Here is a 14,297-nt window from a genome sequence, read left to right on the forward strand (position 1 = left end):
CCACAAGAGGGTTGGCAGCTGCTTTTTCTTGCCGCTTGAAGCTTGCAGCTACCGCAGTACTGTATATAATTCCAGTCACTGTATAAAAAGACAGAGCGCCTGCCATGTTGAAACTGACGCCACGCCAAGCCGAGATCCTGGCTTTCATCAAACGCTGCCTCGAAGACAACGGCTTCCCACCGACACGTGCGGAAATCGCTCAAGAGCTGGGTTTCAAATCGCCGAACGCCGCCGAGGAGCACCTGAAGGCCCTCGCCCGCAAAGGTGCGATTGAAATGACCCCGGGCGCATCCCGTGGCATCCGCATCCCCGGCCTTGAAGCCAAGGCCGAAGAAAACGGCCTGCCGATCATCGGCCGGGTCGCCGCTGGCGCACCGATCCTCGCCGAGCAGCACATCGAGCAATCCTGCAACATCAACCCGGCCTTCTTCCACCCCCGCGCCGACTATTTGTTACGTGTGCACGGCATGAGCATGAAGGATGTCGGCATCTTCGACGGCGACCTGCTGGCAGTGCATACCTGTCGCGAGGCCCGCAACGGCCAGATCGTCGTCGCCCGCATCGGCGATGAAGTGACCGTCAAACGCTTCAAGCGTGAAGGCAGCAAGGTCTGGCTGATCGCTGAAAACCCCGAGTTCGCCCCCATCGAAGTCGACCTGAAAGAACAGGACATGGTGATCGAGGGTTTGAGTGTCGGCGTTATTCGCCGCTGATCCAGGAGGCGTCATGCAGCAGTCCATCCAAGCACATCAGCAGGTCCAGCTTCCACTGTTCGAAGCATTCCTCGCCCAGCCGGTACTGCCAGGCCTGAAGGCCAGCGAGCAGGCACGCAAAGGCATCCATCCGGAGCTGTTCAGCGAACTGTCCCTGCGTGGCGCCCCCGAACATTGCCAAAGCCTGCTGGCTCCGGTCCTGCGCGAGTTGAGTGAAGAGCAGGAAGCCCGCTGGCTGACCCTGATCGCCCCGCCTGCCAGCCTGACCCAGGCCTGGCTGCGCGATGCAGGGCTCAACCGCGAACGGATCCTGTTGCTGCATCCCCGCAGCAATCAGAGCGCACTGCAACTGGCCTGTGAAGCACTGCGCCTGGGCCTAAGCCACACCGTGGTCAGCTGGCTGGGCAGCGTCAACGCTACCTCCCGCCAACAACTGGTACGCGCAGCCAGTGCCGGAAATGCACAAAGCCTGAACATCCGCCTCGGCTGATGTCCAGGCTTTGCCTATGAAGTAGTGCAAGCCGACGCTTTAGTGCAGCACGCGCGGCCCTTCGTCGCGCTCCAGCTCACCATCCACCAGGCGACCTGCCATCTGCACACCAACGCTCAGCATGGCCTTGGCGACTTCGACATGTTGACCCTGCAGGAACGCCTTCGCGTCTTCCGAGAAATCCAGGGTTACCAGGGAGCCTTCATCCTCGGCGCGACGCAGCTCGATACGGCCATCAGGCAACTCGACAATTTCCAGAAACGACGTAGACATATAGGGCAGTTCTCCACGAAAGGCCGTTAGTGTACCAGCCACTGCAGCTGTCAGCACTCACTCAACGCGTCGCGGAAACGTCTCACCAAGCCTTTGAGGTTATTGCGCCAGCTTTCCAGCTCTTCCTTCGACAACGCAGGATGCTCGGGCTCATCAAGGTTGACGGCCTGAATCAAGGGTTGGGTGACGTCGGTTTTTGGCGTTTTTTTCGCGACCGGTGGTCGGAACAAATCGGCATAAGCAACAAGCAGTTGCGCCAACCAAGTTTCGCGCTGGCGAACCAGCTCGAGCATTTCCGCAACTTCAGGAATGGCGATGGTGTTCAGCGCATCATCGGCGAGCGCCTGCTCGACTGAAGCCACCACGGGCAGGCGGTAGAAGCCACCTATTTCATGACACAGCCCCAGCAGCGCACCGTACAGGTGAAACAGCGCCGACTCTCGCTCGGCCTGGACCAAGCCTTGAGCATTCATGGCCTGGCTCTGTTCGGCCTTGGCCATCGACTCGAGGGCAAGGCCTGCGAAGAACAGTTTCTGGTTGGTGCGAGTGTAGAGTTCCTGGGCCATTTCGAATGACCTCCCATAGGCTGCAAGGCGGATGACTGCATCATAAATGATTAGGGCCGCTTTGCGCCCCTTCGCGGGCAAGCCCGCCCCCACAGGCATAGCACCAGCCCGCGAGGCGGTGCCGTACTTGTGGGTGCGGGCTTGCCCGCGAAGGGGCGCAAAGCGGCCCCAATTAAAGCACTGAGGGGTCAGCGCTTGTCTTCAACCTTCCACGCACCACCCTCGTAGAACGCTTTCCAGCCAGTCGGCTTGCCATCGACCTCAGACTGCACGTACTGCTCCTTGGTCTTGCGGCTGTAACGAATCACCGCTGGGCGCCCGTCCGGGTCTTTCTGTGGTGCATCGCACAGGAAGTGGTACTTCGGATCGATTTCATGCTTGTGCGGCACGATTTCCAGCACGAGCGGCGCACGGGTTTCGCGGTTTTTCGGGAACTGGCTGGCAGCCAGGAACAGCCCGGAAGCGCCATCACGCAGTACGTAGGTGTCGTCGACCTTCTCGCACTTGAGCTCCGGCATCTCCACCTTGTCCATCTTCGGTGGCGCCGCCTCACCGCTCTTGAGCAGCTTGCGGGTGTTCTTGCACGCTGGGTTGGTGCAACCGAAGAACTTGCCGAAACGGCCCGTCTTGAGCTGCATTTCGCTGCCGCACTTGTCGCACTCCAGGCTCGGCCCTTCGTAGCCCTTGATGCGGTAGCTGCCCTCTTCGATCTCGTAGCCAGCGCAATCCGGGTTATTACCGCAGATGTGTAGCTTGTGCTTCTCGTCCAACAGGTAGGCATCCATCGCCGTGGCACAGATCGGGCAGCGATGCTTGCCCAGCAGCACGCGCGACTCCGACTCACCCTCGTCGTCCGCGGCAATTTCATCGCCCGGCACCAGGTTCACGGTGGCCTTGCAGCGTTCTTTCGGCGGCAGGCTGTAACCCGAGCAACCGAGGAACACACCGGTGGAAGCGGTGCGGATCATCATCGGCCGGCCACATTCCTTGCACGGAATGTTGGTCATGGTCGGCTGGTTGGCACGCATGCCGTTTTCGGCAGACTCGGCGGTCAGCAGCTTCTTGCTGAAGTCACCGTAGAACTCATCCAGTACGTTTTTCCAGTCGCGCTCGCCCTGGGCCACGTCGTCGAGGTTCTCCTCCATGTCGGCAGTGAAGCCGTAGTCCATCAGGTTGGAGAAGCTCTCCGACAGACGCTCGGTAACGATGTCGCCCATCTTCTCGGAGTAGAAGCGGCGATTGTGCAGGGTGACGTAACCGCGGTCCTGGATGGTGGAAATGATCGCCGCATAAGTCGATGGGCGGCCGATGCCGCGCTTTTCCATTTCCTTGACCAAGCTGGCTTCGGTGAAGCGCGCTGGCGGCTTGGTGAAGTGCTGGCTCGGATCGAGCTGAATCAGCTTGAGCGCTTCGCCCTGGGCCATTTCCGGCAGCACATCGTCTTCGCCCGGCTTGCTCTGTTGCGGCAGTACACGGGTGTAACCGTCGAACTTGAGGATGCGGCCCTTGGCACGCAGCTCGAAGTCGCCAGCGGCCACGGTGACACTGGTGGACAGGTATTGCGCTGGCGGCATCTGGCAGGCCAGGAACTGGCGCCAGATCAGCTCGTACAGACGCTCAGCGTCCCGCTCCATACCGCTGAGCTTGGTCGGGTGCGTGCTGACGTCGGAGGGGCGAATCGCCTCGTGCGCTTCCTGGGCACCTTCCTTGCTGCCATATACCAACGGGGCTTCCGGCAGGTACTGCTTGCCGAACTCGCGCTCGATGTAGCTGCGCGCCATGTCCAGGGCATCGGCCGACAGGTTGGTCGAGTCGGTACGCATGTAAGTGATGTAACCCGCTTCGTACAGGCGCTGGGCCATCATCATGGTCTTCTTCACCCCGAAGCCCAGGCGATTGCTCGCGGCCTGTTGCAGGGTGGAGGTGATGAACGGGGCCGACGGCTTGCTGCTGGTCGGGCGGTCTTCGCGCTTGATCACGCTGTAGCTGGAAGCCTTGAGCTTCTCCAGCGCGGCCATGGCCTGGGCTTCGTTCAGCGGCTTGAACGCCTCGCCCTTCTCGCGCGACACCTCGAAACGTACCTTGGCGTTTTTGGCGGTACCGAGGTCAGCGTGCACTTCCCAGTACTCTTCCGGTACGAAGGCACGGATCTCGCGCTCACGCTCGACCACCAGCTTTACCGCCACCGACTGCACACGGCCGGCAGACAGGCCACGGGCGATCTTGGCCCACAGCAGCGGCGAGACCATGTAGCCCACCACGCGATCCAGGAAGCGTCGCGCCTGCTGGGCGTTGACCCGGTCGATGTCCAGCTCGCCAGGCTGCGAGAACGCTTCCTGGATCGCCTTCTTGGTAATTTCGTTGAACACCACGCGCTTGTAGCGGGTGTCGTCACCACCAATGGCTTCGCGCAGGTGCCAGGCAATGGCTTCCCCTTCGCGATCCAAGTCGGTTGCGAGATAGATGGTGTCGGCATCCTTGGCCAGGCGGCGCAGCTCTTCGATCACCTTTTCCTTGCCGGGAAGGATCTCGTACTTGGCCTTCCAGCCGTGTTCGGGGTCGACGCCCATGCGCGCCACCAGCTGGCGGCGAGCCTTCTCTTTCGGCGACAGCGCCGGAGCCTCACCCGCAGCGGCCTTGCCACGCTTGGCGGCCGGCTCTTTGCTTGCGCTGGCCGAACCGCTGGTGGGGAGGTCTCGGATATGGCCGATACTCGACTTCACCACGTACTGGTTGCCCAGGTACTTGTTGATGGTCTTGGCCTTGGCCGGGGATTCCACAATGACCAGCGATTTGCCCATGGATCGGAGTATTCCTGAATCTGAAGATGAAAAACGCGTCAGGTGCCGGACGCGGCACCGCTATATATAGTGGCGAAACAGAGAGGTCAAGCGTGGTCGATCACGCTTGCGACTTGCCAGACAGCTCAGGCAGCCCTTCTTCGGCCTTGACCAAAGCAAAGCGCGGCACCTGCTCGCCGTCAACCTCGACGGACTCCTGGAACATCGCAAGCGGCCTCACCCAGAAGCTGTAATCACCATACAGGCATTGGTAGAAGACCATCCACTCTTCGTTCTCGGAGTGCCGTGCAACACTGAAGACACGGTACTCAGGCCCTTTGTAATGCCGGTATACGCCTGGTTGTATCCGCATGTCGCCCTTCCTCTTGAAACAAATTCTGTAAAAAACAAAAACCGGGGCACAAGGCCCCGGCTGCTGTCCCACTACGCGATCAGACGCGTTCGAAGACAGTGGTGATACCTTGGCCAAGGCCGACGCACATGGTCGCCACCCCCAGGGTGCCGCCATTTTGCTTCATGACGTTGAGCAGGGTGCCGGAAATACGTGCACCGGAGCAACCGAACGGGTGGCCCAAAGCGATGGCGCCGCCGTGCAGGTTAACCTTCTCATCCATCTTGTCGAGCACTTTCAAGTCTTTGAGCACTGGCAGGGCCTGTGCGGCGAAGGCTTCGTTGAGCTCGATGAAGTCGATATCGGCCATGGTCAGGCCGGCGCGCTTGAGGGCTTTCTGGGTCGATGGCACCGGGCCGTAGCCCATGATTGCCGGGTCGACACCGGCTACCGCCATCGAACGGATTACCGCCAGTGGCTGGATGCCCAGGTCCATGGCGCGCTGGCCGGACATGACGATCATGCACGAAGCACCGTCGGTGATCTGCGACGAAGTACCGGCAGTCACGGTGCCGCCTTTCGGGTTGAATGCCGGCTTCAGCGACGCCAGGCCCTCGAGGGTGGTTTCCGGGCGAATGGTCTCGTCGAAATCAAAGACCTTCAGGAAACCATTCTCGTCATAGCCCTGCATCGGGATGATCTCGTCCTTGAACTTGCCTTCGACCGTCGCCTTGTGGGCGAGCTGGTGCGAACGCAGGCCGAACAGGTCCTGCTGCTCACGGCTGATGCCATGCATCTTGCCCAGCATCTCGGCAGTCAGGCCCATCATCCCGGAGGCCTTGGCAGCGTACAGCGACATGTGCGGGTTAGGGTCGACGCCATGCATCATGCTGACGTGGCCCATGTGCTCGACGCCGCCGACCACGAACACGTCACCGTTGCCGGTCATGATTGCCTGGGCGGCGGTGTGCAGCGCGCTCATCGACGAACCGCACAGGCGGCTGACGGTCTGGGCGGCCGAAGTGTGTGGAATCTGGGTCATCAGCGACGCCATGCGGGCGATGTTCCAGCCCTGCTCCAGGGTCTGGTTGACGCAGCCCCAGATCACGTCTTCGACTTCTTTCGGGTCGACCTTGCCGTTGCGTTCCAGCAGCTTGCTGATCAGGTGCGCGGACATGTCTTCGGCGCGGGTGTTGCGGTGCATGCCACCCTTGGAGCGGCCCATGGGGGTGCGACCGAAGTCGACAATCACCACGTCTCTTGGATTCAGGCTCATATCAAATCTCTCGCTCTAGCTCGTTGACCACTCAGTTGAAGAAGCGCTGGCCGTTCTTGGCCATTTCACGCAGCTTCGCGGTCGGGTGGTACAGCGGCCCCAGGTCGGCGTACTGGTCGGCCAGGGCAACGAATTCAGCCACACCGATCGAGTCGATGTAGCGCAGCGCACCACCCCGGAATGGAGGGAACCCAATGCCATAGACCAGGCCCATGTCAGCTTCAGCGGCGGTTTCGACGATGCCGTCTTCCAGGCAACGCACGGTTTCCAGGCACAGGGGCACCATCATCCAGTTGATGATGTCTTCGTCGGTCACTTCACGCTGCTCGAAGACGATCGGCTTGAGCACATCCAGCACGGTGGCATCGAAGACTTTCTTCGGCTTGCCGCGCTTGTCAGTCTCGTAGGCGTAGAAGCCCTTGCCGTTCTTCTGGCCCAGGCGGTTGGCCTCGTACAGGGCGTCGACGGCCGAGCGGCGCTCGTCCTTCATGCGGTCCGGGAAGCCTTCGGCCATCACGTCGCGGCCGTGGTGGCCGGTGTCGATGCCGACCACGTCCATCAGGTAGGCCGGGCCCATCGGCCAGCCGAACTTCTCCATGACCTTGTCGATGCGCACGAAGTCGACACCAGCGCTGACCAGCTTGGCGAAACCGCCGAAGTACGGGAACAGCACACGGTTGACCAGAAAGCCTGGGCAGTCGTTGACCACGATCGGGTTCTTGCCCATCTTCTTGGCGTAGGCCACGGTGGTGGCGACAGCCACTTCACTGGACTTCTCGCCACGGATCACTTCCACCAGCGGCATCATGTGCACAGGGTTGAAGAAGTGCATGCCGACGAAGTTTTCCGGGCGCTTGAGCGCCTTGGCCAGCAGGTTGATGGAAATGGTCGAGGTGTTGGACGCGAGGATCGCATCTTCTTTCACCTGGCCTTCCACTTCGGCCAGCACGGCCTGCTTGACCTTCGGGTTCTCGACCACGGCTTCGACGACGATGTCGACGTTGGCGAAGTCGCCATACGACAGGGTCGGGCGAATGGCGTTGAGCGCCTCGGCCATTTTCGCCGGGGTCAGGCGGCCTTTCTCGACACGGTTGCCGAGCAGCTTGGAGGCCTCGTTCAGGCCCAGCTGGATGGCTTCCTCGCGAATGTCCTTCATCAGGATCGGGGTGCCCTTGACCGCCGACTGGTAGGCGATGCCGCCCCCCATGATGCCGGCGCCGAGTACGGCAGCCTGCTTCACGTCGTGGGCGATCTCGTCATGCGCCTTGGCCTTGCGCTTGAGTTCCTGGTCATTCAGGAACAGGCCGATCAGGCTCTCGGCTACCGAGGTCTTGGCCAGCTTGGCAAAACCTGCGGCTTCGACTTCCAGAGCCTTGTCGCGACCGAAGTTGGCGGCCTTCTGGATGCTCTTGATGGCTTCGACCGGCGCCGGGTAGTTCGGGCCGGCCTGGCCAGCGACGAAGCCCTTGGCGGTCTCGAAGGCCATCATCTGCTCGATGGCGTTGAGCTTCAGCTTTTCCAGCTTGGGCTGGCGCTTGGCCTTGTAGTCCAGCTCGCCGCTGATGGCGCGCTTGATCAGGTCCAGGGCACCGGCCTGCAGCAGCTCAGGGGCTACCACGGCATCGACGGCGCCGACTTTCAGGGCGTCTTCGGCACGGTTTTCCTTGCCGGCGGCAATCCACTCGATGGCGTTGTCCGAGCCGATCAGGCGCGGCAGGCGCACGGTGCCGCCGAAGCCTGGGTAGATGCCCAGCTTGACTTCAGGCAGGCCGATCTTGGCGCTGGTGGACATGACCCGGTAGTCGGCTGCCAGGCACATTTCCAGGCCGCCACCCAGGGCGATGCCGTTGATGGCCGCCACGGTCGGCACTTCGAGGTCTTCGAAGGCATTGAAGATACGGTTGGCTTCCAGGTTGCCGGCAACCAGCTCGGCTTCGGGCAGCTTGAAATTGTCGACGAATTCGGTGATGTCGGCGCCGACGATGAACACATCCTTGCCACTGCTGACGATCACGCCTTTCACCGAGGCGTCGGCCTTGATGGCGTCGACAGCCTGGCGCAGCTCTTCCAGGGTCAGGCGATTGAACTTGTTGACGGACTCACCCTTGAGGTCGAACTTCAGTTCGACGATGCCGCTTTCAAGAGCCTTAACCGTGATGGCTTTACCTTCGTAAATCATCAACTGATCTCCACGATATGGAAGCTGAACTGTACACGCCGATCGCTGGTGGAAAAGCAGGCCTTGCCGCCCTTGCCCCAGGCACACCCGTCGGCGCGATAGTCGGGATTCTGTATGAGCGGTATGACATACAAACGCTCAATTCATACGCCCGTTTGATTTGGGTATGCACACATTCTCCGAAAAGATCGGCGTTGTCAAATGCTCCCGAACGGGGTGAAAACGCGACTTTCCAGTCATTTTGTATCGCCGGAGGGCAAAACATGATGACAGTGATCGCCGATCATTCATGTCAGCGATTGACCACCAGGAAACGGCCGGCGCTGCATTTTTTTCATGCAACCGGCCAGGGAATGGCTACACTGCGACTGGATTCAAGAATTTCCCGGCCTGCCTGGCCTTTTCTGCGCTGCAGAAACGACAAAGCGGCAACCTGGTAGCTACCGGGTTGCCGCTTTGTCGTTATGGACGATCAAGCGAGGGTGTCGAAGGCGTGGGCAATATCCTGCAATACAGATTCATCACCGCGCTCGCTCCAGTACAGGGCGATCATGCGCTTGTCGGCCTCGACCTTGTACACGGTCTCTGGCAAGCGCGCGAACACCTCGTTCAGGCGCGGCTCCTCGCACGCCTCCTTCCACTGGTTCCACCACACGCCGGGGCTGACCTGCCAGTAGCACCAGCTGTCCTCATGCCCCCGACGGCGGCCGCGATGGTACTGCGGGCACGGGCTGGGCGGCTCCGTTTGCATCCAGTGCGGCCATTGCTGAGGTGCCAACTGCATGGCCAGGCCCATGCGCCGCGCCTCCAGGCGCAGGTTCATCTGCTGCCCCTGCTTGCGCGACAGCCGCAACCAGGAAAGCGGACTGAGAATCAGCGCAAGGATTGACACCACCAGCCATACCGTCATATCTGTAGATTCCATAAAGCGTTGCAAATGAGCGGGTTACTCAGTATTCACGGATGACCTGCCGGAAAGCGACCATACTTCTACTATCGCGATTGTCAGGAGTTCAGCTCATGTCCTACGAACATCTTCTGGTCGCTGTCGACCTTACCGAAGAATGCGACCCGGTGATCAAGCGCGCCATGAAGCTCGCCGAACCCACTGGCGCCAAGGTCTCGCTGGTGCATATCGTCGAACCAATGGCCATGGCCTTTGGCGGCGATGTGCCGATGGACCTGTCGCAACTGCAACAGCAACAGTTCGACCAGGCCAAGGAGCGCATGGATCGCCTGTTCAACAAGTACCCCGACATCAACCGTGGCGATTCGCGCCTGACCTACGGCCAGCCGCGCCAGGAAATTCACCAACTGGCCAAGGAGCAGAAGTGCGATCTGATCGTAGTCGGCAGCCATGGCCGGCACGGCCTGGCATTGCTGCTGGGCTCCACTGCCAATGACGTGCTGCACGGGGCGCCGTGCGATGTGCTGGCGGTGCGGCTGCTAAAGAAAGAATGATTTAGCCTATATCGGCCTATTCGCGGGCAAGCCCGCGAATAGGCCTGTGAGGGCCAATCAGCCCTCCAGCTCAGCCCACCGCTCTACCAACGCATCCAGCTCACCCTGCAGCTTCTCGATCTTGGCCAGCACTGCCGAAGTCTCGGCAATTGGCCGCTGATAGAAGCCAGCAGCGTTCACCTCTTCCTGCGCCTGGGCCATGCGCTGCTCGACCTCGTCGATCTGCCCCGGCAGCATTTCCAGCTCGCGCTGCAGCTTGTAGCTGAGCTTCTTCTTCGAAGCATCCGCCACCGGCGCCGCTGGCGCAGGGGCTGCCACCTCCACGGGTTTCTCGACCACGGCACTGTTGAGCTCGGACTTGCCACCCTTGCTCTCGGTCACGCCCAGCAGCTTCGCCGAACCACCCTGGCGGATCCAGTCCTCATAGCCACCGACGTACTCGCGCACCTTGCCCTCACCTTCGAACACCAGTGTGCTGGTGACGACGTTGTCGAGGAAGGCCCGGTCGTGGCTGACCATCAGCACGGTACCTTTGTAGTTGGACAGCACCTCTTCGAGCAGCTCGAGGGTTTCCACATCCAGGTCGTTGGTCGGTTCGTCGAGCACCAGCAGGTTGGCCGGCTTGCTGAACAGCTTGGCCAGCAGCAGGCGCGCACGCTCGCCCCCAGACAGCGCCTTTACCGGCGTGCGCGCACGCTGCGGGCTGAACAGGAAATCACCAAGGTAGCTCAGCACATGGCGGTTCTGGCCATCGATTTCGATGAAGTCACGGCCTTCGGCGAGGTTGTCGATGACGGTCTTTTCCAGGTCGAGCTGGTGACGCATCTGGTCGAAGTAGGCCACTTCCAGCTTGGTACCGCGTTCGACCTTGCCTGCCGTGGGCTCCAGGTCACCGAGCATCATCTTGAGCAGGGTAGTCTTGCCGGTGCCGTTGGCACCCAGCAGGCCGATACGGTCCTGGCGCTGCAGGACCATGGAGAAGTCCTTCACCAGCAGCGGGCCATCGGCGTGATGGAAGCTGACGTTCTCCAGCACCATCACCTGCTTGCCGGACTTGTCCGCTGCCTCGATCTGGATGTTCGCCTTGCCCTGGCGCTCGCGGCGTTCGCCACGCTCCACGCGCAGGGCCTTGAGTGCACGCACGCGGCCTTCGTTACGGGTACGACGGGCCTTGATGCCCTGGCGGATCCACACCTCTTCCTGGGCCAGGCGCTTGTCGAACAAGGCGTTGGCAGTCTCTTCGGCGGCCAGCGCGGCCTCCTTGTGCACCAGGAAGCTGGCGTAGTCGCCGTTCCAGTCGATCAGGCCGCCGCGGTCAAGCTCAAGGATGCGCGTGGCGAGGTTCTGCAGGAAGGAACGGTCGTGGGTGATGAACAGCACGGCGCCGTTGAAGCCGCGCAGGGCCTCTTCGAGCCAGGCGATGGCACCGATGTCCAGGTGGTTGGTCGGCTCGTCGAGCAGCAGCAGATCAGGTTCCGACACCAGGGCCTGGGCCAGCAGCACGCGGCGGCGCCAGCCACCGGAAAGCTCGGCCAGGGTCTTGTCGGCAGGCAGCTGCAAGCGGCTCAGGGTGCTTTCCACCACCTGCTGCAGACGCCAGCCATCGCGGGCCTCCAGCTCGTGCTGGACGTGCATGAGCTTTTCCAGATCTTCGTCGCCCTGGATGTTCTGGCTCAGGTGATGGAACTCGGCCAGCAACTCGCCGACACCATCCAGGCCAGCAGCGACCACGTCGAACACCGTGCGCTCGTCGGCGACCGGCAGCTCCTGCGGCAACTCACCGATCTTCAGGCCAGGGGCGCGCCAGATCTCGCCGTCGTCGCCCTTCTGCTCGCCCTTGACCAGGCGCAGCATGCTCGACTTGCCGGTACCGTTGCGGCCGATGATGCACACCCGCTCGCCACGGGCGATCTGCCAGGACACTTTGTCCAGCAGCGGCATCGCGCCGAATGCGAGGGACACATCGCTGAATTTGAGCAGGGTCATGTTCGTCTCCAGAAAGCGGGCGCGCATTCTACCTGACTTGGCCCTTTCCGGCATTAAGTTGACTACCACACAGAGGCTTGGCGACGCCCGGTCGGTGTTAACGCCTGGTTACAAGCACAGCGCTATCACCCGCCGCCGGCAAACGGCTAAGCTAAGGCAATCAGATTTCAACAGTGCTGGCTTCGCCGTCACTTCCCCATGGTTCAACTGCCCGGACGTATCATGCGCAGCCGCCTGTTACAGATTGCTTCCTGCCTGCTGCTTACCGCCGCCACCGCCAGTGCGGCGCAGGCCATCGACCTTACCCAGCAACGCCAGTACTACGACGAGGCCAAGCGTGCGCTGGCCAAGGGCGACAAAGGCCCTTACCTGCGCTACAGCCAGGCTCTGCGCGACTACCCGCTCACGCCGTACCTTGCATACGACGAACTCACCGCGCGCCTGAAGAGCGCCAGCAACGAGGAAATCGAAGGTTTCCTGGCCAAGCATGGCGACCTGCCCCAGGCCAACTGGATGAAATTGCGCTGGCTGCGCTGGCTGGCCGAACGTGGCGAGTGGAACACCTTCGTCAAGTACTACGACCCCAAGCTCAACTTCACCGAACTGGACTGCCTCAATGGCCAGTACCAGTTGAGCCACGGCCAGCGTGCCGAGGGCTTCGCCAGCGCCGAAAAACTGTGGAACGTCGGCAAGTCGCAGCCGGCTGCCTGCGACACCCTGTTCGGCATGTGGGCCGCAGAGGGCCAACTGACCGAGGCCAAGCGCTGGAACCGCGCCAAGCTCGCGGCCCAGGCGCGCAATTACGCGCTGGCCAACAACATGGTGCAGGGCCTGACCACACTGGGGCCACAGGGCCGCTTGCTGATCGACGTGGCGCAAAAGCCCGAACTGCTCAACCAGCCCTCGCGCTTTACCCCGGCAAACGAGGCCATGTCTGATGTGGTCAGCCTTGGCCTGCGCCGGCTGGCCAGGCAGGATCCCGATCGGGCCATGGAGATGCTCGACGACTACGCCCAACGCATGCACTTCTCGCGCGACGAGAAGGTCGCCATCGCCCGCGAGATCGGCCTGACCCTGGCACGCCGTTACGACCCGCGTGCCCTTGACCTGATGACCCGTTACGACCCCGAGCTGCGCGACAACACGGTCAGCGAATGGCGCCTGCGCCTGTTGCTGCGCCTGGGCCGCTGGGAAGACGCCTACGAGCTGACCAAACGCCTGCCACAGGACCTGGCCAGCAGCAACCGCTGGAAATACTGGCAAGCCCGCAGCCTGGAACTGGCCCAGCCGAACAACCCGCAGGTGCCGTTGCTGTACAAGAACGTGGCACGCGAGCGTGACTTCTACGGTTTCCTCGCGGCTGACCGGGCAAAAACGCCTTACCAGCTGAACAACAAGCCACTGTTGCTGAGCCCGCAACTGGTCAACAAGGTGCGCAATACCCCGGGCATCCAGCGCGCCCTGGAGTTTCACGCCCGCGGCCAGGTTGTTGAAGGTCGCCGCGAGTGGTACCACGTAAGTCGTCACTTCACCCGTGACGAGATGGTCGCCCAGGCACGCCTGGCCTACGACATGCATTGGTACTTCCCGGCCATCCGCACCATCAGCCAGGCGCAATACTGGGACGACCTGGATATCCGCTTCCCGATGGCCTACCGCGACACCCTGGTGCGTGAGGCCAAGGTGCGTGGGCTGCATTCGAGCTGGGTGTTTGCCATCACCCGGCAGGAAAGCGCCTTCATGGAGGATGCCCGTTCCAGCGTTGGTGCCAGCGGCCTGATGCAGGTAATGCCCGCCACCGCCAAGGAGACCGCACGCAAGTTCAGCATCCCACTGGCATCGCCGCAGCAGATGTTCAACCCGGAGAAGAACATTCAGGTCGGTGCGGCCTACCTGAGCCAGGTGCACGGCCAGTTCAATGGCAACCGGGTGCTGGCATCTGCGGCCTACAACGCCGGCCCGGGGCGCGTGCGGCAGTGGCTCAAAGGCGCCAAGCACCTGAGCTTCGACGTGTGGGTGGAATCGATTCCGTTCGACGAGACGCGCCAGTATGTGCAGAACGTGCTGTCGTATTCGGTGATCTACGGGCAAAAGCTCAATGTGCCGCAGCCTCTGGTGGACTGGCATGAGCGGTACTTCGATGACATGTGATTTCCGCTGAGGCCAAACTGGCCTCTTCGCGGGTAAACCCGCTCCCACAGGTACTGCATAGGTTCTCAAC

Annotated in this window: 12 protein-coding genes; 4 read left to right on the plus strand and 8 right to left on the minus strand. The window is 61.6% G+C overall.

Going from position 1 to position 14,297, the window contains the following annotated elements; translation table 11 throughout:
- Positions 1 to 104 precede the first annotated feature (104 nt).
- Both lexA and sulA read left to right on the plus strand, forming a co-directional pair.
- On the plus strand, positions 105 to 713 hold the full coding sequence (gene lexA / locus H040_RS02040) for a transcriptional repressor LexA (protein WP_027919559.1): 609 nt from the start codon (positions 105 to 107) through the stop codon (positions 711 to 713).
- 13 nt (positions 714 to 726) lie between these two features.
- Entirely contained in the window at positions 727 to 1,203 is a 477-nt protein-coding gene (sulA, locus tag H040_RS02045; protein ID WP_027919558.1) for an SOS-induced cell division inhibitor SulA, read from the plus strand.
- A gap of 39 nt (positions 1,204 to 1,242) precedes the next feature.
- Here the strand turns inward: sulA and H040_RS02050 are convergent, their stop codons facing one another.
- The 7 genes from H040_RS02050 to H040_RS02080 form a co-directional block, all read right to left on the minus strand.
- Positions 1,243 to 1,476, minus strand: a complete 234-nt coding sequence (locus H040_RS02050) for a hypothetical protein (protein ID WP_027919557.1) — start codon at positions 1,474 to 1,476, stop codon at positions 1,243 to 1,245.
- Between the two features lie 50 nt (positions 1,477 to 1,526).
- Positions 1,527 to 2,042 carry a DUF6586 family protein gene (locus H040_RS02055; RefSeq protein ID WP_027919556.1) on the minus strand — a complete coding sequence of 172 codons (516 nt, stop codon included), beginning with the start codon at positions 2,040 to 2,042 and terminating at the stop codon, positions 1,527 to 1,529.
- A gap of 188 nt (positions 2,043 to 2,230) precedes the next feature.
- Positions 2,231 to 4,843, minus strand: coding sequence for a type I DNA topoisomerase (gene topA, locus H040_RS02060; RefSeq protein ID WP_027919555.1), 2,613 nt, complete (start codon positions 4,841 to 4,843; stop codon positions 2,231 to 2,233).
- Between the two features lie 100 nt (positions 4,844 to 4,943).
- Complete coding sequence (locus H040_RS02065; RefSeq protein WP_027919554.1) at positions 4,944 to 5,195, minus strand: DUF1653 domain-containing protein; 252 nt, start codon at positions 5,193 to 5,195, stop codon at positions 4,944 to 4,946.
- Positions 5,196 to 5,274: 79 nt separating this feature from the next.
- Positions 5,275 to 6,450, minus strand: a complete 1,176-nt coding sequence (fadA, locus tag H040_RS02070; RefSeq protein WP_027919553.1) for an acetyl-CoA C-acyltransferase FadA — start codon at positions 6,448 to 6,450, stop codon at positions 5,275 to 5,277.
- A 31-nt stretch (positions 6,451 to 6,481) separates the two neighbouring features.
- Positions 6,482 to 8,629, minus strand: a complete 2,148-nt coding sequence (fadB, locus tag H040_RS02075; RefSeq protein WP_027919552.1) for a fatty acid oxidation complex subunit alpha FadB — start codon at positions 8,627 to 8,629, stop codon at positions 6,482 to 6,484.
- Positions 8,630 to 9,101: 472 nt separating this feature from the next.
- Positions 9,102 to 9,539: a hypothetical protein gene (locus H040_RS02080; RefSeq protein ID WP_027919551.1), complete on the minus strand. Its 438-nt coding sequence runs from the start codon at positions 9,537 to 9,539 to the stop codon at positions 9,102 to 9,104.
- A gap of 110 nt (positions 9,540 to 9,649) precedes the next feature.
- Between H040_RS02080 and H040_RS02085 the strand changes: the two genes are divergently transcribed.
- On the plus strand, positions 9,650 to 10,090 hold the full coding sequence (locus H040_RS02085; RefSeq protein ID WP_027919550.1) for a universal stress protein: 441 nt from the start codon (positions 9,650 to 9,652) through the stop codon (positions 10,088 to 10,090).
- Between the two features lie 57 nt (positions 10,091 to 10,147).
- On the opposite strand, the gene H040_RS02090 is transcribed toward H040_RS02085, so the two are convergent.
- Positions 10,148 to 12,076, minus strand: coding sequence for an ATP-binding cassette domain-containing protein (locus H040_RS02090; RefSeq protein WP_027919549.1), 1,929 nt, complete (start codon positions 12,074 to 12,076; stop codon positions 10,148 to 10,150).
- Between the two features lie 222 nt (positions 12,077 to 12,298).
- Between H040_RS02090 and H040_RS02095 the strand changes: the two genes are divergently transcribed.
- The gene (locus H040_RS02095) at positions 12,299 to 14,227 is read left to right on the plus strand and encodes a transglycosylase SLT domain-containing protein (RefSeq protein WP_027919548.1); all 1,929 of its coding nucleotides are present in this window, start codon (positions 12,299 to 12,301) and stop codon (positions 14,225 to 14,227) included.
- The last annotated feature ends 70 nt before the right edge of the window (positions 14,228 to 14,297 follow it).

This window comes from Pseudomonas sp. URMO17WK12:I7 (genome assembly GCF_003269045.1).
In the GTDB taxonomy this organism is placed as follows: domain Bacteria; phylum Pseudomonadota; class Gammaproteobacteria; order Pseudomonadales; family Pseudomonadaceae; genus Aquipseudomonas; species Aquipseudomonas putida_J.

Coding starts and splice junctions, on each gene's coding strand:
- sulA (WP_027919558.1), top strand. CDS start 727: ATGCAGCAGTCCATCCAAGCACATCAGCAGGTCCAGCTTCCACTGTTC.
- lexA (WP_027919559.1), top strand. CDS start 105: ATGTTGAAACTGACGCCACGCCAAGCCGAGATCCTGGCTTTCATCAAA.
- H040_RS02090 (WP_027919549.1), bottom strand. CDS start 12,076: ATGACCCTGCTCAAATTCAGCGATGTGTCCCTCGCATTCGGCGCGATG.
- H040_RS02050 (WP_027919557.1), bottom strand. CDS start 1,476: ATGTCTACGTCGTTTCTGGAAATTGTCGAGTTGCCTGATGGCCGTATC.
- fadB (WP_027919552.1), bottom strand. CDS start 8,629: ATGATTTACGAAGGTAAAGCCATCACGGTTAAGGCTCTTGAAAGCGGC.
- H040_RS02095 (WP_027919548.1), top strand. CDS start 12,299: ATGCGCAGCCGCCTGTTACAGATTGCTTCCTGCCTGCTGCTTACCGCC.
- H040_RS02085 (WP_027919550.1), top strand. CDS start 9,650: ATGTCCTACGAACATCTTCTGGTCGCTGTCGACCTTACCGAAGAATGC.
- fadA (WP_027919553.1), bottom strand. CDS start 6,450: ATGAGCCTGAATCCAAGAGACGTGGTGATTGTCGACTTCGGTCGCACC.
- H040_RS02080 (WP_027919551.1), bottom strand. CDS start 9,539: ATGACGGTATGGCTGGTGGTGTCAATCCTTGCGCTGATTCTCAGTCCG.
- H040_RS02065 (WP_027919554.1), bottom strand. CDS start 5,195: ATGCGGATACAACCAGGCGTATACCGGCATTACAAAGGGCCTGAGTAC.
- topA (WP_027919555.1), bottom strand. CDS start 4,843: ATGGGCAAATCGCTGGTCATTGTGGAATCCCCGGCCAAGGCCAAGACC.
- H040_RS02055 (WP_027919556.1), bottom strand. CDS start 2,042: ATGGCCCAGGAACTCTACACTCGCACCAACCAGAAACTGTTCTTCGCA.